We start from the raw sequence: 20,106 nt of genomic DNA, 5'->3' as shown, positions 1-20,106 counted from the left end.
CGTGCCGGCGCCCTGGGTGCCGGTCGTGGTGCCGGTGGTGGTGCCGGTGGTGGTCGTCTTGCCTCGGGTCATGCGTTGCGCACCTGTTCTGGCTCGTGTTGTGGCTGGTCGTGCTGGTCGGACCTGTCCAGGTCCCCGGCTCCGTCGGCGAGCATCTCCCCCGCCAGCCGGGTGCCGACGCCGACCGCGTCGGCCGGGTCCCCCGATGCGGACATCCGCACCGAGAGCGCCCCATCGGGTGAGAGCGCCACGGCCCGCACCCAGAGCTCTTCGCCGTCCTCGCCCTCGACGACCTCCGCGAGCGCCCCGATCGGTGCGGAGCACCCACCCTCGAGGGTGCGCAGGACCGCCCGCTCGGCCTCGACGGCCGCTCGGGTGACCGGGTCGTCGAGCACCGCCAGCTCCTCGGCGAGCGGGTCACCGGCGCGGCACTCGACGGCCAGCGCGCCCTGCCCGGGAGCGGGCAGCACCTGCAGCGGGTCGAGCACCTCCGTCGCCTCGTCGAGGCGCCCGATCCGGGCCAGGCCGGCCCGGGCGAGCACCACGGCGTCGTACTCGCCGGCGCGGACCTTGCCGATGCGGGTGTCGACGTTGCCGCGCACCCCCACCAGGTCCAGCCCGAGGCCCAGGGCCCGCAGCTGCGCCACCCGGCGCGGGGAGCCGGTGCCGACCCGGGAGCCGACCGGCAGCTCGCCGAGCGTCAGGCCGTCACGGGCGACGACGACGTCGCGCGGGTCCTCGCGAGGCGGGGTCGCGACCAGGGTGATCCCCTCGGTCGGGTACGTCGGGAGGTCCTTGAGCGAGTGGACCGCGACGTCCACCTCGCCGGCCAGCAGCGCCTCGCGGAGGGCGACGACGAAGACGCCCACCGAGCCGGCGGCGGCCAGCGGGGTGCCGGCGGCCTGGCTGCGGTCGCCCTCGGTCCGCACCTCGACCAGCTCCACGTCCCGGCCGAGCCGTTCGCGGATCATGGCGGCGACGTGCCCGGACTGCGTGGTGGCCAGCACCGAGGCGCGGGTGCCGACGCGGACGGCCCTCATGTGAGCCCCTCCGGACGGGTGACGGCCGTGACGGCCTCCGGGTCGAGCGCGAAGAGCTCGGCGAGCGCGGCGGCGTAGGAGACCGCACCGGTCTCGTTGGCCAGCTCCTTGACCCGGACCGTCGGCTCGTGGAGCAGCTTGTCGGCGACCCGTCGCACCGCGTGCAGCACCTCGGCCCGGGTCGCGGCGTCGAGGTCCGGCAGGCGCTGGTCGAGCCGGGTCATCTCCGCGTCGACCACGGAGGTGGCCATCGTGCGCAGTGCGACCACGGTCGGGGTGACGCTCGCGCTGCGCCGGGCGGCGACGAAAGCGTTGACCTCCTGGGTGACGATCCGGCGGACCTCCTCCACCTCGCGCCCGGCCTCGGACGCGTGCAGCGCCTCGGCGAGCGAGGAGAGGTCGACCAGCGTGACGCCCGGCAGGTCGGCGGCCGCCGGGTCGATGTCGTGGGGCAGGGCGAGGTCGACCAGCGCGATCGGCCGCTGCTCGGGCCGCGAGGCGATCATGTCCGCGGTCACCAGCACTCCCGTCGCGCCCGCGCAGGTGACCACCAGGTCGGCCTCGGCCAGCTCGTCGGGCAGGTCGGCCAGGACGGCCGAGCGCGCGCCGTACTCCTCGGCGAGCCGGGCGGCGCGCTCCGCCGAGCGGTTGGCCACCACGATGCTCTCCGCGCCCGAGCGCGCGACGGTCGCGGTCGCGAGGCCGGCCATGGCGCCGGCGCCGACGACGACCACCCGCTTGCCGGCCACGGCGGCGCGGACGTCACCGGTCCCGCTCACCCGCTCCAGGGCAGCACTGACCAGGGACGGCGCCGCGCGGTCGATGTCGGTCTCGGCGCGAGACCGCTTGCCCACCCGGAGGGCCTGCTGGAAGAGGACGTTGAGGGCCGGACCGACCGTGCCGACCTCCTGGCCGAGCCGGAGCGCCTCGCGGGTCTGGCCGAGGATCTGCCCCTCGCCGACGGCCATCGAGTCCAGGCCCGCGGCGACCTGGAACAGGTGGGAGACGGCGCCGTCGTCGTAGTGCACGTAGAGGTGGGGCAGCATCGCGCCGGTCGTCTCCCCCGCCCGGTCGACGAGGAGGCTGGAGAGCTCCTCGACGGAGCCGTGGAACCGGTCCACGTCGGCGTAGAGCTCGAGCCGGTTGCAGGTCGCGATCACCGTGGCCTCGGTGACGTGCTCGCAGGAGGCGGCGTCGTGGACCAGCTTCGGGAGCTCCTCGCGCGACATCGCCAGCCGCTCCAGGAGCGCGACGGGTGCGGTGTTGTGGGAGATGCCGACGACGAGGACGCTCATGCCGACTCTCCCTTCACGTCGACCGGCACATCGACCGGCACATCGACCTGGAGATCGACCGGCGCCCCGGCGTGCGCCTTGCGCTGCTCGTGGTAGGCCAGGATCTGGAGCTCGATGGAGAGGTCGACCTTCCGGACGTCCACACCGGCGGGCACGGTCAGCACGCCGGCGGCGAAGTTCAGGATGCTGGTGATCCCGCAGGCGACCATCCGGTCGGCCACCGCCTGGGCGGCGACCGCGGGCGTCGCGATGACACCGATGGCCACGTGCTGCTCGGTGACAATCCGCTCGAGCTCGTCGAAGGGCCGGACCTCGATGCCGGCGACGACCTCGCCGTGCCGGGTCGGGTCGGCGTCTAGCAGGGCGACCGTGCGGAAGCCGCGGCTGCGGAAGCCGGAGTAGTTAGCCAGCGCGTGCCCGAGGTTGCCGATGCCGACGATGACGACGGGCCAGTCCTGGGTGACCCCGATCTCGCGGGCGATCTGGTAGCGCAGGTAGTCGACGTCGTACCCCACGCCGCGGGTGCCGTAGGACCCGAGGTAGGACAGGTCCTTGCGCAGCTTGGCGCTGTTGACCCCGGCGGCGGCGGCGAGGGCCTCGCTGGAGCAGGTGCTCGTGCCGGCCTCGGCCAGCCCGGTCAGCGCCCGCAGGTAGACGGGGAGTCGCGCGACCGTCGCGTCGGGGATGTCCCGAGCACTCTCGGTGGTTGTCCGTGCGGTCACGTGCAGCTCTTCCCAGCCAGCGCCGCGGCGGGGGCCGTGCCGGGCCCGGGTTCGCTCAGCGGCGCGGCCACTGTAGGAGTTTGTGAACGGGAGAACAAACCGGACCGCCGCCGTCCGGCGCGGACGGCTAGCACATGTGACATGACCAACACGCAGGGGGGGGTCGGCCGCCAGCGGCCGCCGGCCGGCCCGACCGGCCCGACCGGCCCGACCGGCTCAGCTGCCGGCCGGCCCCGCCCCGAGCGCCGCCCGCAGGCGCGACTCGCTGACCCGCCAGTAGTCGTGCTGCCGACCGTCGACGAGCGTCACGGGGATCTCCTCGCCATACCGCTCCAGGAGCGCCGGGTCCTCGAGGATCGAGACCTCGGCGTACTCCTCGCCGAGGTCGGAGCAGACCCGCTCGATCACGGCACGGGCGTCGTCGCAGAGGTGGCAGCCCGGCTTGGAGTAGAGGGTGACGCGAGGACTCATGACCGCTCCTCGTCGGGCCGGCCGCCCAGGAGGTCCAGCACCCGCCGCCGCTCGAGGCCGCGCAGCCGGCCCTTCTGCACCTTCCCGGTCACGGTGAGCGGCAGCTCGGCCACCACCTCGACCCGCGTCGGCCGCTTGTACGGCGCCAGCCGCTCCTCGCAGCACCGCACCGCGGCCGCCTCGACTGCCGACGCCGCAGCGCCCGGGGACGGCACGACGTAGGCGACGACCGCCTCGCCGGTGACGTCGTCGGGCACCCCGATCACCGCCGCCTCGGTCACCTCCGGCACCTCGCGCAGGACGTCCTCCACCTCGTGCGGGAAGACGTTGAACCCCGAGACGACGACCATCTCCCGCACCCGGTCGACGAGGACGAGGTCGCCCGCGGCGTCGCGGAGGCCGACGTCCCCGGTGGACCACCAGCCGTCCTCGCCGGGACCGTCGGAGCCGTCGGGCCAGTAGCCGCTGAAGAGGTTCGCGCCCCGCACCTCGATCTCGCCGGGATCCCCGGTCTCGACGGGTCGTCCGTCCGCGTCGACGAGGCGCAGACCGATCCCCGGCAGCGGCGCACCGACCGCGCCGGGCTGCGGGTCGGTCGAGCACAGCGTGCTGGTCACCACCGGCGAGGCCTCGGTGAGCCCGTAGCCCTGGTGGACCGGCACGCCGGTGGCTCGGGTGAACTCCTCGACCGTCTCCGCCGCCAGCGGAGCGGAGCCCGAGAGCACCAGCCGCACGGGGCGCAGGGCGTCGGCGAGCCCGTCGAGGTGGCGCCAGTGCGCGAAGACGGGCGGGGCTACCGGGACGACGCTGCAGGCCTCGTCGTCGATGAGGCCCAGCGTCCCCTCGGGGTCGAACCGGTCGACCAGCACCAGCTTCGCCCGGTGCCGCAGGACCCCGCCGAGCACGGCGTTGAGCCCGTAGACGTGGAAGAGCGGCAGGACGCCGAGGACCACGTCGTCGCCGTGGATCATCGGCGGCTCCACGGCCGCCACCTGCTCGATGTTCGCGAGCAGCGCGCGGTGCGTCAGCATCGCGGCTCGCGGGCGGCCCGACGTACCGCTGGTGTAGAGCAGCGCGGCGAGCTTCTCCGGGTCCCGGAGCGGCGGCACCGCCACCGGCGGACGGGCGCGCAGCTCCTCGTGGGGGTGCTCCCCGGTCGCCGGCGCGGCGCCCACGACGTAGACGCGTGGTGCCGCCTCGGGCCCCGCCGGGTCACCGAGCGCCGCCCGGACCGCCGCCACCGTCCCGCCGTCGGCCACGACCACCCGGGCAGCGGAGTCGGCGAGCATCCGGGCGAGCTCACCCGAGGTCGACCCCGGGTTGACCGGCACCGCGACCGCCTGCGCGCGGAGCACGCCGAGGTACGTCGTCACGAACTCGATCCGGTTCCCCAGCGCGAGCAGCACCCGGTGCCCGCCGACGACCCCGGCCCGCGCCAGACCGGTCGCGACCCGGCCGACCTCGTCCTCGAGCTGTTGCCAGGTGACGCTCCGCCCGCCCGCCTCGACGACGGCCAGCTTGTCGGGGTGCTCCTCGGCCGCGAGCGCGACGAGGTCGGTGAGGTCCTGCACGCGCCCGGCAGGCTCCTCGGCGGCTGCGGAGGACGTCGGCATGGCCGGATGATTCCACACTCCTCACGCCCCGCGAGGCGGTCTAGGGTGGGCTGCGTGACCCCGCCGGAGCGTCCCCGAGCGCCGCTGAACCTGCGGCAGCGCTCGCGGCTCGCCGGCGAGGCGGCGGCCTCGTCCGCAGAGGTGGAGCGGGCGCTCGACCAGCCCACGGACCCGACGGCGGCGGCCTTCTTCGACGTCGACAACACCGTCATGCAGGGCGCGAGCATCTTCCACCTCGCCCGCGGCCTGCACCGGCGCCAGTTCTTCACCAGCCGCCAGATCCTGGGCGCGGCATGGAAGCAGGCGTACTTCCGGGTCGCGGGCGTCGAGGACCCCGCCCACGTGGCGGACGCACGCAACTCCGCACTCAGCTTCATCGCCGGCCACACCGTCGCCGAGCTCGAGGAGCTCGGCGAGGAGATCTTCGACGAGGCCATGGCCCACAGGATCTGGCCGGGTACCCGGGCCCAGGCCCAGCTCCACCTCGACGAGGGCCAGCGGGTCTGGCTGGTGACCGCCGCCCCCATCGAGATCGCTCGCATCATCGCGCGCAGGCTGGGCCTCACCGGAGCGATGGGCACCGTCGCCGAGCACGTCGACGGCGTCTACACCGGACGGCTCGTGGGCGACATGCTCCACGGGCCGGCGAAGGCGGAGGCGGTCAAGGCGCTCGCGGCGCGTGAGGGACTCGACCTCGTCCGCTGCTCGGCGTACTCCGACTCCTACAACGACCTGCCGATGCTCGAGCTGGTCGGCGACCCGTGCGCCATCAACCCCGACGCCCGCCTGCGCGCGCACGCCCGCCAGCAGGGCTGGCGGGTGCGCGACTACCGCACCGGCCGCAAGGCAGCCCGGGCCGGGCTCGTCGTCGGCGCAGCCGCCGGAGCAGTGAGCGGCACGGCGGCGGCAGCGGTCGCGCTCCGCGGGCTCCGGCGCTGAGCCCGACCCCGCGACAGACCGGCCGACGAGCCGGCCGAGCCGGCGTGGAACCGAACCTCCACCCTTATCCAGGTCCGGCTCGGTCTAGACATATCTTCGGGATTTTCATTCCCCGGGGCCCGGATCCGGCCTACCATCGAGGTCGGCTCGGGGGAGAGCCGCTCGTCGGGAGGGGAACCGCACATGCCGTGGGACGGTGCTGGCATCACGCGTGGGCTCGAAGCCCTGCGCGTCGAGCTGGCACGCCTGCTGGTCGACGCACTCCCGGCCACACCCGCGCTCGCAGGCGGGGCCGGCGCCCTGTGGACCGACGTGGCTCCCAGCGAGGCCCACCTCGACATCGACCACGCCGTGCCGGGCACCGGGCCTGGTTCGGGACCGGACGGCTCGTACGGCGACCGCGCGCTCGCGGCCTCCTCGGAGGACTGCGAGGAGGAGCGCACGCGGCTGATCGCCCTGGTGGAGCTCGCCCGGCAGGGCGACGCCGAGGCGTTCGGCCTCCTCTACGACCACTACCAGGGCTCGGTCTACCGGTTCCTCTTCTACCGGACCCGCTCCGCCCCGCTGGCCGAGGACCTCACCTCGGAGACGTTCTTCCGCGCGCTCCGCTCGATGCAGAACTTCCGGTGGCAGGGCAAGGACTTCGGCGCCTGGCTGATGACCATCGCCAGGAACCTCGCGACCGACCACTTCAAGGCCGGCCGCACCCGCCTCGAGCTGACCACCGAGGACATGGGTCAGCACGACGACACGACGGAGGGCCCCGAGTCGGCCGTCCTCGCCGGTCTCACCAACGAGATCCTCCTCCAGGCGCTCACCCAGCTGCCTGACGAGCAGCGCGACTGCTTGGTCATGCGGTTCCTCCAGGGCATGAGCATCGCGGAGACCGCGGCCGTGCTCGGCCGTAGCGACGGGGCCGTCAAGCAGCTGCAGCTGCGCGGCGTGCGCAACCTCGCCAAGCTGATGCCGGAGGGTCTTCGTGGCTGAGCTAGCACACATCCGCGACACGCGTCTGCTGCGTGGGTCACACTGCGTAACCTTCGCCGCCGGCGACTCGTTGACCGGGGTGTCCGCGCACCACCGCGCGGTCGCGACCCAGATGACAGGACGGACCCGATGAGCCCCGTGTTCGCGGCGCGACGGCGCGCCGAGGAGTTCAACTCCCTGGTCGAGGGCACCTCGACCCGCGAGCTGCACGACACGCGGACCATGGAGCTGGCCGAGCTGGTCGGCGCCCTGCGCCACAGTGCCCCCGTCGAGCCCCGCGCCGACTTCGTCAGCGACCTCCGAGGCCGGCTGATGGCCGAGGCCGCGACCGCCCTGGCACCGGTCGGCAGCGACGCCTCGGCAGCCGCCGTCGACGAGCGCCTCACCATCACGCCCCGCCGCAGCCCCCGCGACCGGCGGATCGCCGCTGCCGTCGGCGGCATCGCGATCGTCGGCGCGACCACCTCCATGGCGGTCGCCGCGGACTCCGCCCTGCCGGGGGAGACGCTCTACCCGCTCAAGCGCGCCATCGAGAACGTGCAGACGGAGTTCAGCGTCAGCCCGAACCAGAAGGGCTCCACGCTCCTCGACAACGCCACCGGCCGGCTCCACGAGGTCCAGGCCCTCAGCCGCTCGGAGGAGGCCCCGCAGACCGAGACGACCGAGACCATCTCCCTGACCCTGGCGACCTTCATGGAGCAGGCGAGCGAGGCCTCCGACCTCCTCATCTCCGACTACGAGGAGAACGGCAGCGCGGACGCCATCGCGCAGCTCCGGGACTTCACCGCCAGCAGCATGGACGCGCTGGCCGGCCTCGAGTCGGTCCTGCCCGACGGCGCACGCGCCTCCCTGATCCAGGTCGCCCAGCTCCTCACCCAGATCGACGCGCATGCCGCGTCGCTGTGCACGGTCTGCGGCGGCGAGGGCATCTCGGTCATCCCGCCGTTCGCCGTCCGGGCGGTCGAGGGCATCGTCGGCGGGCTCGCCGGCGCCCTGCTCGGGCCGATCGAGCCGGTCGCGGCGCAGGAGGGGCAGAAGGCCGGCGGCGACCAGGGCGGCAAGTCCGGCACGGACGTCCGCAAGAATGGCGCGAAGCCGGGCGGCCAGCAGACGCAGCAGCCCGGGGCGTCGACCACCACGTCCCCCTTCCTCGGCGGCGGCAAGACCGACGGCCCCGGCAGCAAGCAGCCCGGCGGCAACCCGAGCACGCTCGGCGACGTCGTCGGCGGTGTGGTCGGCGGCGTTCTCGGAGGCGGCGGGTCCAGCGGCTCCCGCGGCAACACCACCAGCCCGCCGACCACCGTGCCCGAGCTCCTCGAGGACGTCGTCGAGGGTGTGGGCGGCGTCGTCGGTGGCGTCGGAGGGCTCGTCGGTGGCCTGCTCCCGCCGGCGCCCACGACGACCGAGAAGCCCTGACCCTGCCGGCCCGCACTGGACGGGCCCCACGGGGCCCGGACCGTCCGGACCGGATCGTCAGCGGAAGACGGACTGGCGCTGCATGAGCAGCGTGTAGAGCGTCTGCTGGATCGACTCGCGGACCTGGTCGGTCACGTTGAACACGAGCATCGGGTCGTCGGCCGCACCCTCGTCGTACTCGTCGGTGCGCACCGGCTCCCCGAACTCGAGCAGCCACTTGGACGGCAGCGGAACCAGGCCGAGCGGGCCCAGCCACGGGAAGAACGGCGTGATCGGCACGTAGGGCAGCCCGAGCAGCCGCGCCAGCGAGGGGACGTTGCCCACCAGGGGGTAGATCTCCTCGGCACCCACGACCGAGAGCGGGATGATGGGGACGCCGGTCCGCAGCGCGGCCGAGACGAACCCCCCGCGACCGAAGCGCTGGAGCTTGTACCGGTCGGAGTAGGGCTTGCCGATGCCCTTGAAGCCCTCCGGCCAGACCCCGACCAGCTCGCCGCCGCTCAGCATCCGCTCGGCGTCCTCGCTGCAGGCCAGGGTCGCGCCGCCCTTGCGTGCCAGGGTGGAGAGCACCGGCGTGCGGAAGACCAGGTCCGCACCCAGAGGGCGCAGGAACCGGCCCACGTGGTCGTGGACGGCGACCATCGTCATCAGGCCGTCGACGGGCACGGTCCCGGAGTGGTTGGAGACGACGAGCGCGCCACCGTCGGTAGGGATGTTCTCGACGCCACGGACCTCGATGCGGAACCACCGGTCGGCGATGGGACGCAGGGCGGCCATGAAGAAGCGCTGGGTGACCTCGGCGTCGAAGCCGTACTCGTCGACGACGTAGTCGCCGGTGACCCGGCGGCGCAGGAAGGCCAGGAACCGCGCGAGCTGGGGCTCCCACTGGTCACCGAAGAGCTCCCGGGCTGCGCCCTGGAAGGCCGCGAGCCAGTCCGAGACGGGGATGCCCTGGGCATCACGCTCCTCCGTGGTGGCCGGCGGGCGTGGGGCGGGGGCAGGGCCGGGCTCGACCGGCTCCACCGGCTCACGCGACGGCTGCTGCTCCGCCCGCCGCTGCTCGGCGTCCCGGGCGCTCCGGGCGTCCGCGGCCGGCCTCGAGCCCTGCCGCTGCTTCCCGCCCGATGCTCCCGCGAGGTCGCGGGCCGCCGACGAGGGCGCCTTGCCGGTGCCGCGTCCAGGGCGGCCGCGCGTCCCGATCGGGATGATCTCGGCGTCACCCATGGTGGCCCTCCTGCTCGGCGGTGCCCGCCGCGAGACCGGCGTGCGGGGTGAGCGGACGAGCGGCGCCGCGGGCCAGCTGCTCCTCCAGGGCGCCGAGCACCCGGTCGGCGTGGCCACCGATGACCGGCATCGACCGGCCGAAGTCGGCGAAGGCCTGCTCGGTGGTGTAGGCCGGCTCGAACCCGAGGACCGCACGCATCCGCGTGGTGTCGACCCCGCGTCCGTAGGTCAGGAAGGCGATCTGCTCGGGCGAGAAGTCGGCCAGCCGCGCCCGGCGCAGCGCCGTCCCCAGGCTGCCGACCGCGAAGCCGGGCAGCGCGACCGACGGCCGCTGGAGGCGGCGGATCGCCTGCGACAGCACGAGCACCCCGTCACCGGCGACGTTGAAGGTCCCGGGGACGTCCTCGACGGTCGCGTGCCGGAGGACGGCGAGCAGGTCGTGCTCGTGGAGGAACTGCATACGAGGGTCGTACCCGACCACGGTCGGGATCACCGGCAGCCGGAAGTAGGAGGTGATCGGGCTGCTGACGTCCGGGCCGATCACGTTGGCGCAGCGCAGCTGGGTGACCCGGACGTCGGCGCGCCGGCGCGCGAAGCCCCGGACGTAGCCCTCGATCTCGGCGACGTCCTTGGCGTAGCCGCTGCGCGGCGCGCGACGCGGCTCCATGTCCTCGGTGAACATCGCCGGGTCGCGGCTGCTGGCGCCGTACACGGTCGTCGTCGACTTCACGACCAGGTGCCGCACGCTCGTCGCCTTCTGGCACGCCGCGAGCAGCTGCATGGTGCCGATGACGTTGAGCTCCTTCATCGTCCCGCGCCCGCCGGCGTCGGCCGGGGTGGAGATGACGCTCATGTGGACGACGGTGTCGACGTCCTCCTTGGCGATGACCTTGGCGATGACCGGGTTGCGGATGTCCGCCCGGACGAAGGAGACGTCGCCGAGGTCCCCCCGCGGGGGCACGACGTCCACGCCGATGACGCGGTCGACGGTGGGGTCGGCCGCGAGCGAGCGCGCAAAACGTCGCCCGAGGTCACGTGAGACCCCGGTGACGAGCACGACCCGTCCGCTGGCCACCACAGCCGCCGCGCGAGCCCTACTTGCCGAGCTTGCGCCGCTGGACGCGCGTCTTCTTCAGCAGCTTGCGGTGCTTCTTCTTGGCCATGCGCTTGCGCCGCTTCTTGATGACAGAACCCACAGGAAACCTCTCGACAGCCGATCAGGTGCCCCAGGACTGGCCCCAGGGGACCGGGACAGCCTACTTGGCGGGTGGAGGCCCGCGGAATCGGGCCGACCGGTGGACCCAGGACCGGGGCGCCTCAGCCGGCGTCGTAGAAGCTGCGACGGATGTACTCGTTGGCGTCCTCCTCGCGGACGCGGAACGAGCGACCCACGCGGACGGCGGCGAGCTCGCCGCCGTGGACGAGTCGGTAGACCGTCATCTTCGAGACGCGCATCATCGACGCGACCTCGGCGACGGTCAGGAACTTGGCGTCGGAGATCTCCCCCGGCGAGTTGGCAGCCATGGCACACCGTGCTTTCCCTGCGCCCGCCACCGGCTTCCCCACCGGCGAGCACACGGACGCGCTCCGGCGAGAATAGGGGCTGCTGTGACTGCTGGGGAAGGGGAATCCCAAAGAAACTCCAGTGGTCTACGGCGTGTTGACTTGCGTGACGCCTCGGAGCTATCGCGGAAAAGGCCCTTCGAGGGCCGGTCAGCTCACGGAAACGGGTCGAGCCCGTGGTGCGGGAACGCCGCCGACCGCGTGGCGTGGATCGCCCGGTCGAGCCAGGTGTCGGGGTCGTAGCCGTCGCGCCAGTCCCGGTACGCCGGGTTCCGGCCGTCGGTCATCCGGAAGGGGGCCGTCCGGTCCAGGTGCTCACGCACGTGCTCGCGCCACCCTCCGGGCGTCTCCAGCAGCGGGTCCAGCGGCCGGCCGGCGACGATGGCGAGCAGGTGGGTCCACGCCCGCGGGACGACCTCGACCAGGGCGTAGCCACCGCCACCGGTCACGACCCACCGACCGCCCGCGACCTCGTGGGCCAGGTCGTGGAGGGCCAGGTACGCGGCGCGCTGACCGTCGACGGTGAGCATCAGGTGGGCCAGCGGGTCGTCGGCGTGCGAGTCGCACCCGTGCTGGGTGACCAGCACCTCCGGCTGGAACTCGCGCAGCAAGGGCGGGACCACCGCGTGGAAGGCCCGCAGCCAGCCCGCGTCCGACGTACCGGGCGGGAGTGCGACGTTGACCGCCGAGCCCACCGCGTCCGGCCCGCCGAGGTCGTCGGGGAAGCCGGTGCCCGGGAAGAGCATCTGCCCTGTCTCGTGCAGCGAGATGGTGAGGACCCGCGGGTCGTCCCAGAAGATCCGCTCGACCCCGTCGCCGTGGTGGACGTCGATGTCGACGTAGGCGACCCGCTGCGCGCCCTGGTCGAGCAGGTGGCGGATGCCGACGGCGACGTCGTTGTAGATGCAGAACCCGCTGGCCCGGTCGGGCATCGCGTGGTGCAGCCCTCCGGTGACGTTCGCCGAGTGCAGCGACTCCCCCGACCACACCTGGCGGAAGGCCTCGACGCTCGCGCCCACCACGTGCGCTGCGGCGTGGTGCATCGAGGGGAACACGGGGTTGTCGTCGGTGCCCAGCCCGCGCGCCAGGTCCGGCTCCACGGTCGCCCCAGCCCGCTCGACCGCCTCGATGAGCCGGGGGTCGTGGACGGTCGCGATGAGGTCGAGGTCGGCGACCGGGGCGGGAACCAGCCGCAGCCCGGGGCCCCCGCCGACGGCCGTCACCCCGAGCTCGGCCGCCAGCCGCATCGTCAGGTCGACCCGGAGCGGCGACATCGGGTGCGCCGGGCCGAAGTCGTACTCGGTCAGGCTCGGGTCGAAGACGACCGTGGCCGGTCCCTCGCATGCGGGCATGGGCGCGACGCTACTCGGCCGCGCACCCCTCGGCCGATCCGGACCCGGGCCTCTGTACGCGGCAACTTGATGTTGAACGCGTTCAAAATGGCGCTAGGGTCGGCTCCCTGCCGACACCCACGGCGGGGGAAGCGACGGTGCGCGATGAGGACCACGAGCGACGGCGGGCGCGTAGTGCGGGCGGCCGGCGGGACGGCAGGGCGCCTGCCGAGGATCGCGAGCGAGATCGAGCGCCGCCTGCTGGTCAACTACCGCGTCGATCCCGAGGTCGCCGCCGGCCTCCTGCCGCCGGGCTTCCGCCCGCAGACGGTGGACGGGCACGCGATGGCGGGCATCTGCCTGATCCGCCTGGGCTCCGTCCGGCCGGCGGCACTGCCCGCCCGGCTCGGCATCGGCAGCGAGAACGCCGCCCACCGGTTCTCGGTCGAGTGGGACCGGCCCGACGGCAGCGTGGGGACCGGAGTCTACGTGCCTCGCCGGGACAGCGACGCGTGGGCGAACGTGCTGCTCGGCGGGCGGCTCTTCCCCGGCGTGCACCACCATGCCCGGTTCGACGTCGACGAGGACGCCCGGCGCCTCCACGTGGGGTTCACCGCCGACGACGGCTCCGCCGCCGTCGAGGTCGAGGTCGCCCTGCGGGACGCCGGCGCCGCCGGCCCCGGACCGGAGGCCTTCGCCTCGGAGGTCTTCGGCACCGTGGCAGAGGCGTCGGCCTTCTTCGAGGCCGGTGCGCTCGGCTGGTCCCCGACGCGCCGAGAGGGCCGCCTCGAGGCGCTCGAGCTCCGGACCTCCGCCTGGCGGGTGGCTCCGGTCGACGTCGTCGCCGCGCGGTCGACGTACTTCGAGGACACGTCGGTCTTCCCCACCGGCAGCGCCGTGCTCGACCACGCGCTCGTCATGCGGGAGGTCCCCGTGACGTGGACGGTGCCGCGGTGACCGTGCCGCCGACCGCCCGGACGGCCCGGGCGGAGCGGACCCGTGCCGCGATCGCCGAGGCCGCGATGCGCCTGTTCCACCGCGACGGCTACGACGGCGCCACCATGCGCGCGATCGCCGAGGAGGCGGGCGTGTCGCTGGGCAACGCCTACTACTACTTCGACTCCAAGCAGCACCTCGTCCAGGCGTTCTACGACGCCGTGCAGGTCGCGCACGCCGCAGCCGTGGACGAGGCGCTGGCCTCGGAGCGCGGCTTCGCGGGGCGCCTGCGGGTCGTCCTCGACGCTTGGCCCGAGGTGGCACGGCCGCACCACGCGCTCGCCACGCAGTTCTTCCGCCACGCGGCCGACCCGCGCAGCCCGCTGTCGCCGTTCAGCCCGGAGTCCGCGCCGGCCCGGGCGGCGAGCACCGCGATCTTCGAGCGTGTGGTCACCGGGTCCGACCTCCGGCTCGCCCCCGGGCTGCGCCGGGAGCTGCCGGAGCTGCTCTGGCTGCTGCACATGGGCCTGGTGCTCCACTGGGTCCACGACGCCAGCCCGGACCAGGAGCGCAGCCGCCTGCTCGCCGAACGGGTGGTGCCGGTGGTCGACCGTCTCGTGCGGCTCTCCCGGCTGCCCGTGGTGCGTGGCGTCGTCGACGACGTCGTCGACCTGCTGGCCGCGCTGCGTCAGGGCTGACCGGGCGCCCTGACCAGCTCCACGACCACCCGGCCGAGCTCGGCGCCGGCGTCCTCCTGCAGGAAGTGGCCGGCCCGCTCGAGCATGGGGTGCTCGAGGGCCGCGGCGCCGGGGACCGTCCGCTGCAGGATCGGCCCCATCGCACCCGTGATCGGGTCGGAGTCGGAGAACGCCGTGAGGAACGGCTTCTCCCACCGCGACAGCTGCTCCCACGCGGCGCGGTTCGCCTCGGTCGCCGGGTCGTCGGTGCTGGTCGGCACGAGCGTCGGCATGACGCGGGGGCCGGCCTTGTAGGTCTCGTCGGGGAACGGCGCGTCGTAGGCCGCCATCGCCTCCTCCGACAGCCCGCGCACGCATCCCGACGCGACGAAGCGGCTCACCTCCATCACCTCCGCCGACTCCACGGCCCGGCGGAACTGCCACCAGATCTCGGGCATGTCGAAGTCACCCGTCGGCAGGCCGGTGTTGGCGGCGACGACGCGGGCGAACCGGTCGGGGTGCTCGGCCACCAGCCGCAGGCCGATGAGGCCGCCCCAGTCCTGGCCGACGAGCGTGGCCTCGCGCAGGTCGAGGTGGTCGAGGACGAGCGAGCGGACCCACTCGACGTGGCGGGCGAACGAGTGGTCCTCGGTACGCGTCGGCTTGTCGCTCCGGCCGAACCCGACCAGGTCGGGGGCGACCGCGCGCAGGCCGGCGTCGACCACCTGCTGGATGACGTGGCGGTACAGGAAGGACCAGGTCGGCTCGCCGTGGAGCAGGAGGACGACCGGGGCGTCCGCGGGCCCGGCGTCGACGTACGCCATCCGCAGCGTCGCGCCGTCGGGGTCGTCGGGGTCGGCCACCTCCGCGTACGACGGCTCCCAGGGGAAGTCCGGCAGGGCGGCGAAGCGGTCGTCGGGGGTGCGCAGGGTCTTCACGGGGTCCTCACGTCGCGGGTCGTCACTTCTCGGTACTCACTTCTGGGGCCGGCGGCTGCCAGCGTGCCAGTCCTCCTCGGCGCCCGGGCCGTCGGCGGCGTCGGGGTCGACGCCGAAGGACCGCAGCTGCGGCATCTCGCGCAGGCTGCGCTTGAGCTCGGCGAAGCCGGGGAAGGCGACCAGGCCGGTCACGTGGTCCCACAGCCGGGCGGCGTCCTCCTCGGAGGGCAGGCGGCTGATCACGGGGCCGAAGAACCCAGGGCCGTCGTCGACCTGGAGGATCGGCGTGCCGACGTCCTTGCCGGTCAGCGCGAGGGCCTCGTCGGTCTCGGCCTGGAGCAGGCGGTCGTGCGCGGTGTCGTCCAACGCGTCGGCGAGGGACGCCGGCAGGCCGGCCTCCTCGAGCGCCGGCAGGAGGAAGTCCGCGGTGCCGCGCTCCCCCGCCCCGAGGCCGGCCACCTCGTGGATCCGCCGGCCCAGCACGTCGTAGAGCCGGCCGACCGCCTCGTTGCCGTGGTCGGCGCGCGCCTGCGCGCACACCCGGAGCAGGCGCAGGCCAGCGGTGTGGCCGGCCTCGTACTCCGGCGGGAAGTGGCTGTCGTAGTCGACGTCCTTGTTGAGCAGGCGCAGGGAGATGAGCTGCCACTGGACCTCGAAGCCCCGCTGCTCCTGCACCGTGCGCACCCACCTGCTGGTGAGCCAGGCGAAGGGGCAGACGGGGTCGAACCAGAACCGGACGGTGCTGCTGGGCTCGGACGCGCTCATGGGAGCGAGTGTGTCAGGCGCATCCCACCGGTTCCCGGGTCGCCGGCCAGCGCTCGACGTCGCCCGGGTCGTCGGCGCTGACGAGGTACGCCGCGTCGTCGGTGAGCCAGAGCCGGCGGCCGTCGCGCGACCAACCGGTGTCCCGAGCGGCCTCCGGCAGCGTCGAGCGGGCCTCGAACGAGCCGTGGGTGAGCTGGTCGAGCTCGCCGCTCGGGTCGCGCAGGTACTCCGCGACGTCCGCCTCTGGCCCGCCCTCGTCGCTGCCCAGCCGCAGGAAGGTCGCGTCCTGCCAGTCGCAGTGCTCGGAGCCGGCGAAGGAGCGCACGGCGTCGGTGGGCACCCGGTCGCCGGCCTCGTCGGTCCAGACGCCGATCCCCAGCTGGTCGGAGACCTCGGGCGGCAGCTCGGAGACGTCGCACTGCGCCCAGGACTCGACGCCCCAGCCGGTCTCGTGCCGGTAGTCGGTGACCTCCCCGTGGGCGATGACCGCCACGCGGGTGCGCCGGTCGACGTCGAGGGAGAGCAGCACGCGGTCGCCGTCGACCCGCTCGACGCGGTAGCCCTCGGTCGGCACGTAGCCCGGCCACGCGTCCTCGACCCAGTCAGCGACGACGTCGTCGACGGAGCCGGAGACCTCCGCGAGGCCGTCGTCGTAGGACCCGCTGCCGCCGGCCCAGGGCTCGCCGTCGCACTCGAGCGCCAGCCCTGCGGCCCCCGACCGCTCCAGCGGCGTCGCCCGGTCGGCGTACGACACCGGGGCGGTCATCGGGCCGTCGTACGGCTCGGGAGGCGCACCGTGCGGGTCGACCACCACCACCTCCGACGAGCCGCAGCCGGCCAGGAGCAGCAGCACGACGGCAGGGGCTGACCTCATGGCGGAGTGACGTGCCGCGGCCACGACCGGTTCCGAGTCAGGAGCCCTCGGCCAGGGCGCGAGAGCGGTCGCGGGCGGCCTCCATCGCCGCGAGGAACGCGGCGCGCACCTTGTGGATCTCCAGCTCGCGCAGCGCCGCGGCGGTGGTGCCGCCGGGAGAGGTCACCTGCTCCCGCAGGACCGTCGGGTGGGTGCCGGTCTCCCGGAGCATGCGCGCCGACCCGACGAGGGTCTGGATGACCAGGTCCGAGGCCGTGGCGCGGGGCAGCCCGAGGTGGACGCCCGCCTCGATCATCGACTCGACGACGAAGAAGATGTAGGCCGGGCCCGAGCCGCTGATCGCGGTGACCGCGTCCTGCTGCCGCTCGGGGATCCGCACCACCCGGCCGACGGAGCCCATCAGCGCCTCGACCTCCGCGAGGTCGGCCTCCGAGCAGTGGGAGCCGGGCGAGATGGCGGCCATCCCCTCGTCGACCAGGGCCGGGGTGTTCGGCATGACCCGGACGACCGAGACCCCCGCGGGCACGCGGGCCTCGATGAAGCCGGTGGTGATCCCGGCCGCCAGCGAGACGACGAGCTGCCCCGCCCGCAGGACCGGCGAGATCTCCTCGAGCACGTCGGCCATGTCCTGCGGCTTCACGACCACCACCACGGTGTCGGCCTTCGCGGCCGCGTCGAGGTTGGTGACGACGGAGACGCCGTACCGCTCCTCGAGCTCGCGGGCCCGCTCGGCCCGCTTCTCGCCCACCAGGAGGTCATCGACGCGACGGCCGGCGCGGACCAGCCCGGAGAGGAGGGTCTCCCCCATGACGCCGGCGCCGAGGATCGCGGTCTGCGACATGGCTTGCCCCTACTTCTTCGAGATCAGTGACCGCACGAAGAATGACAGGTTCTGCGGGCGCTCCGCGAGGCGGCGCATCAGGTAGCCGTACCACTCGGCGCCGTAGGGGACGTACACCCGGACGCTCTCCCCCGAGGCCGCCAGCCGGCGCTGCTCCTCGGGCCGGACGCCGTAGAGCATCTGGAACTCGTAGCTGCCCTGGTCCCGGCCGTACCGGTTCGCCAGCGAGCAGGCGATCTCGATCATCCGGGGGTCGTGGGTGGCGATCATGGGGTAGCCCTGGCCGGAGAGGAGCGTCTTGAGGCAGCGCACGTACGACGTGTCGACCTCGAGCCGCGACTGGTAGGCGACCTCCTCGGGCTCGTCGTAGGCGCCCTTGCACAGCCGCACCCGCGACCCCTCGTGGGCCAGCGACCGGCAGTCGGCCTCGGTGCGGTGGAGGTAGGCCTGCAGCACCGCGCCCGTCTCCGGGAAGTCCTTGCGGAGGTCGCGCAGGATCGCCAGCGTCGAGTCGGTGGTGGTGTGGTCCTCCATGTCGAGGGTGACCGTGGTGCCGGCGTTGCGGGCGGCCCTGCAGATGGTGCGCGCGTTCTCCAGCGCCACCCGGTGGCCGTCGCCGCGCTCGGAGCGCGGCAGGGCCTGGCCGATGGCGGAGAGCTTGACCGAGACCTCGACGTGGCGGGCCAGCCCTCGTGCCGAGAGCTGGCCGAGCACCTCGACGTACGCCTCGACCGTGGCGTCGGCCCGGGCGTGGTCGGTCGTGTCCTCGCCGAGGAAGTCGAGGGTGACCTTCAGCCCGTCGTCGACCAGGTCAGCCGCGGCGCCCACCACCGCCTGGGTGGTCTCCCCCGGCACGTAGCCACGGACGACGCCGCTGGAGACCGGCGACGTGGTCACCAGCTCACGGACCCTGGCGCTGCGCGCGAGCGCCAGGAGGGGCTGACGGAGCAGGGCCATGCAGGGAGGTTACGTCGCCCACCGAACCGGCGGGTGCGACAGGGCGGACCACCTCACGGCGTACGCCGCCGCAGGGTGGCCGCGCCCAGCGTGAGGCAGCCGAGGGCGAACCCGGCGACGACGGCGAGGTCGGTCCAGACCGCTCCGGCGGAGGTCGACCGGGTCAGGTGCAGCATCGCGTCGGTGGCGTAGGACAGGGGCAGCAGGTCGCTCAGCGCCCCGAGGGCTGCCGGCAGGACGTCCCGCGGCACGAAGAGGCCGCACAGGAGGATCTGCGGCACCACGAGGGCCGGCATGAACTGCACGGCCTGGAACTCGGTGCGGGCGAAGGCGCTCACCAGGAGTCCGAGGGCCGTGCCGAGGACGGCGTCCGCCACGGCGACCACCCCGAGCAGCCACACGTCCCCGACCACGTCGAGGCCGAGGAAGCCGACGCTCACCCCGACCGCCAGGGCCGCTTGCACGGCCGCGACCAGCCCGAACGCCAGGGCGTAGCCGCCGAGCAGGTCCAGCCGGCCGGTCGGCATGGCCAGCAGGCGCTCGAGGGTCCCGCTGGAGCGCTCGCGCAGGGTGGTGACGCTGGTGACCAGGAACATGACGACGAAGGGGAAGATCGCGAGCAGGGCCGGACCGACCCGGTCGAACGTCGCACCGCCGGTGTCGTCGTACATCCAGGCGAGCAGCGCGATGAGCAGGCAGGGGAGCACCAGCAGCATCGCCAGCGTCCGGTGGTCGCGGCGCAGCTGGACGAGGACCCGCCCGGCCACGGCGAGGGTGACCCGGGCGCTCATGCGGCGCCCTCGACCAGGGCGAGGAAGGCCGACTCGACGTCGGGCGCACCGGCGCGCTGCTTCACGCCGCCCGGGCTGTCGTCGGCGATGATCCGGCCCTCGCGCATGAGCAGCAGCCGGTCGCACCGCTCGGCCTCGTCCATCACGTGACTCGAGACGAGGACGGCTGCCCCCTCCGCGGCCAGGCGGTGGAAGAGCTCCCACAGGTCGCGCCGCAGGACCGGGTCGAGCCCCACGGTGGGCTCGTCGAGCACCAGCAGCTCCGGCGAGCGCAGCAGCGCGACGGCGAGGCTGGCCCGGCTGCGCTGCCCGCCGGAGAGCCGGCCGACGACGGCGTCGCGGAACGCGCCGAGGTCGACCGCGTCCACGGCGCGGCCCACCGCGTCGGGACCCACGTCCAGCACCCGGGCGAAGAAGCGGAGGTTCTCGGCGACCGTGAGGTCGTCGTAGACCGAGGCCGCCTGGGTCACGTAGCCGACCCGGTGCCGTAGCGGGCGACTGCCGGCGGGGTGGCCGAGGACCTCGACCGTCCCGCCGGCCGTGCGCTGCACGCCCACCGTCGCGCGCAGCAGCGTCGACTTGCCGCATCCCGACGGCCCGAGGAGCCCGGTGACGCCGCTGCCGATCTCCAGGTCGAGCCCGTCGAGGACGGGGCGCCCGCCCCGGACGACCCGCAGCCCGGTCACCCGCACCACTGAATTCACCATGTGTTGAATTGTGCTCCTG

Annotated in this window: 22 protein-coding genes; 5 read left to right on the top strand and 17 right to left on the bottom strand. The window is 73.9% G+C overall.

Translation table 11 applies throughout. The annotated features are described in order from the left end of the window. Window positions 1-68 precede the first annotated feature (68 nt). From hemC to ACSMHG_RS06455, 5 genes are all read right to left on the bottom strand, one after another. The gene (gene hemC / locus ACSMHG_RS06475; protein ID WP_435742869.1) at window positions 69-1,040 is read right to left on the bottom strand and encodes a hydroxymethylbilane synthase; all 972 of its coding nucleotides are present in this window, start codon (window positions 1,038-1,040) and stop codon (window positions 69-71) included. Continuing rightward, a complete protein-coding gene (locus ACSMHG_RS06470) occupies window positions 1,037-2,335 on the bottom strand; it encodes a glutamyl-tRNA reductase (RefSeq protein WP_435742867.1) in 1,299 nt (432 codons plus the stop codon). Before ACSMHG_RS06470 ends, hemC begins: the two co-directional genes overlap by 4 nt. Beyond that, window positions 2,332-3,057 carry a redox-sensing transcriptional repressor Rex gene (locus ACSMHG_RS06465; RefSeq protein WP_435742864.1) on the bottom strand — a complete coding sequence of 242 codons (726 nt, stop codon included), beginning with the start codon at window positions 3,055-3,057 and terminating at the stop codon, window positions 2,332-2,334. Before ACSMHG_RS06465 ends, ACSMHG_RS06470 begins: the two co-directional genes overlap by 4 nt. A 216-nt stretch (window positions 3,058-3,273) precedes the next feature. Then, window positions 3,274-3,528 carry a glutaredoxin family protein gene (locus ACSMHG_RS06460; RefSeq protein WP_435742861.1) on the bottom strand — a complete coding sequence of 85 codons (255 nt, stop codon included), beginning with the start codon at window positions 3,526-3,528 and terminating at the stop codon, window positions 3,274-3,276. Next, window positions 3,525-5,141, bottom strand: coding sequence for a class I adenylate-forming enzyme family protein (locus ACSMHG_RS06455; RefSeq protein ID WP_435742859.1), 1,617 nt, complete (start codon window positions 5,139-5,141; stop codon window positions 3,525-3,527). Before ACSMHG_RS06455 ends, ACSMHG_RS06460 begins: the two co-directional genes overlap by 4 nt. 54 nt (window positions 5,142-5,195) lie before the next feature. Here ACSMHG_RS06455 and ACSMHG_RS06450 point away from each other — a divergent pair, with 54 nt between their 5' ends. The 3 genes from ACSMHG_RS06450 to ACSMHG_RS06440 all read left to right on the top strand — a co-directional run bounded on the left by ACSMHG_RS06450 (window position 5,196) and on the right by ACSMHG_RS06440 (window position 8,483). Further along, window positions 5,196-6,080: an HAD family hydrolase gene (locus tag ACSMHG_RS06450; RefSeq protein WP_435742857.1), complete on the top strand. Its 885-nt coding sequence runs from the start codon at window positions 5,196-5,198 to the stop codon at window positions 6,078-6,080. A gap of 183 nt (window positions 6,081-6,263) precedes the next feature. Beyond that, the gene (locus ACSMHG_RS06445; RefSeq protein ID WP_435742855.1) at window positions 6,264-7,067 is read left to right on the top strand and encodes a sigma-70 family RNA polymerase sigma factor; all 804 of its coding nucleotides are present in this window, start codon (window positions 6,264-6,266) and stop codon (window positions 7,065-7,067) included. Between the two features lie 129 nt (window positions 7,068-7,196). Beyond that, window positions 7,197-8,483: a DUF5667 domain-containing protein gene (locus ACSMHG_RS06440; protein ID WP_435742852.1), complete on the top strand. Its 1,287-nt coding sequence runs from the start codon at window positions 7,197-7,199 to the stop codon at window positions 8,481-8,483. 57 nt (window positions 8,484-8,540) lie between these two features. Here ACSMHG_RS06440 and ACSMHG_RS06435 read toward each other — a convergent pair whose 3' ends face one another. From ACSMHG_RS06435 to ACSMHG_RS06415, 5 genes are all read right to left on the bottom strand, one after another. Then, a complete protein-coding gene (locus ACSMHG_RS06435) occupies window positions 8,541-9,707 on the bottom strand; it encodes a lysophospholipid acyltransferase family protein (RefSeq protein WP_435742849.1) in 1,167 nt (388 codons plus the stop codon). Further along, on the bottom strand, window positions 9,700-10,785 hold the full coding sequence (locus ACSMHG_RS06430; protein WP_435742847.1) for an NAD-dependent epimerase/dehydratase family protein: 1,086 nt from the start codon (window positions 10,783-10,785) through the stop codon (window positions 9,700-9,702). Before ACSMHG_RS06430 ends, ACSMHG_RS06435 begins: the two co-directional genes overlap by 8 nt. A gap of 16 nt (window positions 10,786-10,801) precedes the next feature. Beyond that, window positions 10,802-10,903: a 30S ribosomal protein bS22 gene (locus ACSMHG_RS06425; protein WP_008356322.1), complete on the bottom strand. Its 102-nt coding sequence runs from the start codon at window positions 10,901-10,903 to the stop codon at window positions 10,802-10,804. A gap of 121 nt (window positions 10,904-11,024) precedes the next feature. After that, window positions 11,025-11,231 (bottom strand): helix-turn-helix domain-containing protein, encoded by a 207-nt coding sequence (locus ACSMHG_RS06420; protein ID WP_435742839.1) that lies wholly within the window; start codon window positions 11,229-11,231, stop codon window positions 11,025-11,027. A gap of 194 nt (window positions 11,232-11,425) precedes the next feature. After that, a complete protein-coding gene (locus tag ACSMHG_RS06415; protein WP_435742836.1) occupies window positions 11,426-12,622 on the bottom strand; it encodes an acetoin utilization protein AcuC in 1,197 nt (398 codons plus the stop codon). Between the two features lie 144 nt (window positions 12,623-12,766). Between ACSMHG_RS06415 and ACSMHG_RS06410 the strand changes: the two genes are divergently transcribed. Next, window positions 12,767-13,558 (top strand): DUF2071 domain-containing protein, encoded by a 792-nt coding sequence (locus ACSMHG_RS06410; protein WP_435742833.1) that lies wholly within the window; start codon window positions 12,767-12,769, stop codon window positions 13,556-13,558. After that, the gene (locus ACSMHG_RS06405; protein WP_435742830.1) at window positions 13,555-14,235 is read left to right on the top strand and encodes a TetR/AcrR family transcriptional regulator; all 681 of its coding nucleotides are present in this window, start codon (window positions 13,555-13,557) and stop codon (window positions 14,233-14,235) included. Before ACSMHG_RS06410 ends, ACSMHG_RS06405 begins: the two co-directional genes overlap by 4 nt. Here the strand turns inward: ACSMHG_RS06405 and ACSMHG_RS06400 are convergent. The 7 genes from ACSMHG_RS06400 to ACSMHG_RS06370 are packed head-to-tail and all read right to left on the bottom strand — an operon-like array spanning window position 14,226 to window position 20,087. Next, on the bottom strand, window positions 14,226-15,152 hold the full coding sequence (locus ACSMHG_RS06400; RefSeq protein WP_435742827.1) for a haloalkane dehalogenase: 927 nt from the start codon (window positions 15,150-15,152) through the stop codon (window positions 14,226-14,228). The genes ACSMHG_RS06405 and ACSMHG_RS06400 overlap by 10 nt on opposite strands. A 36-nt stretch (window positions 15,153-15,188) precedes the next feature. Continuing rightward, window positions 15,189-15,917: a mycothiol-dependent nitroreductase Rv2466c family protein gene (locus ACSMHG_RS06395; protein ID WP_435742824.1), complete on the bottom strand. Its 729-nt coding sequence runs from the start codon at window positions 15,915-15,917 to the stop codon at window positions 15,189-15,191. A 13-nt stretch (window positions 15,918-15,930) separates the two neighbouring features. Next, on the bottom strand, window positions 15,931-16,791 hold the full coding sequence (locus ACSMHG_RS06390) for a hypothetical protein (RefSeq protein WP_435742821.1): 861 nt from the start codon (window positions 16,789-16,791) through the stop codon (window positions 15,931-15,933). A 37-nt stretch (window positions 16,792-16,828) separates the two neighbouring features. After that, a complete protein-coding gene (proC, locus tag ACSMHG_RS06385; protein ID WP_435742818.1) occupies window positions 16,829-17,632 on the bottom strand; it encodes a pyrroline-5-carboxylate reductase in 804 nt (267 codons plus the stop codon). A gap of 9 nt (window positions 17,633-17,641) precedes the next feature. After that, complete coding sequence (locus ACSMHG_RS06380; RefSeq protein ID WP_435742815.1) at window positions 17,642-18,589, bottom strand: proline dehydrogenase family protein; 948 nt, start codon at window positions 18,587-18,589, stop codon at window positions 17,642-17,644. 53 nt (window positions 18,590-18,642) lie between these two features. Next, window positions 18,643-19,380, bottom strand: a complete 738-nt coding sequence (locus tag ACSMHG_RS06375; RefSeq protein ID WP_435742812.1) for an ABC transporter permease — start codon at window positions 19,378-19,380, stop codon at window positions 18,643-18,645. Continuing rightward, window positions 19,377-20,087 (bottom strand): ABC transporter ATP-binding protein, encoded by a 711-nt coding sequence (locus ACSMHG_RS06370; protein ID WP_435742809.1) that lies wholly within the window; start codon window positions 20,085-20,087, stop codon window positions 19,377-19,379. Before ACSMHG_RS06370 ends, ACSMHG_RS06375 begins: the two co-directional genes overlap by 4 nt. Between the last annotated feature and the right edge of the window lie 19 nt (window positions 20,088-20,106).

The organism is Nocardioides ureilyticus (assembly GCF_051280745.1).
Taxonomy (GTDB): Bacteria; Actinomycetota; Actinomycetes; order Propionibacteriales; family Nocardioidaceae; genus Nocardioides.
This window is presented reverse-complemented; position numbering and strand designations above follow the sequence as displayed.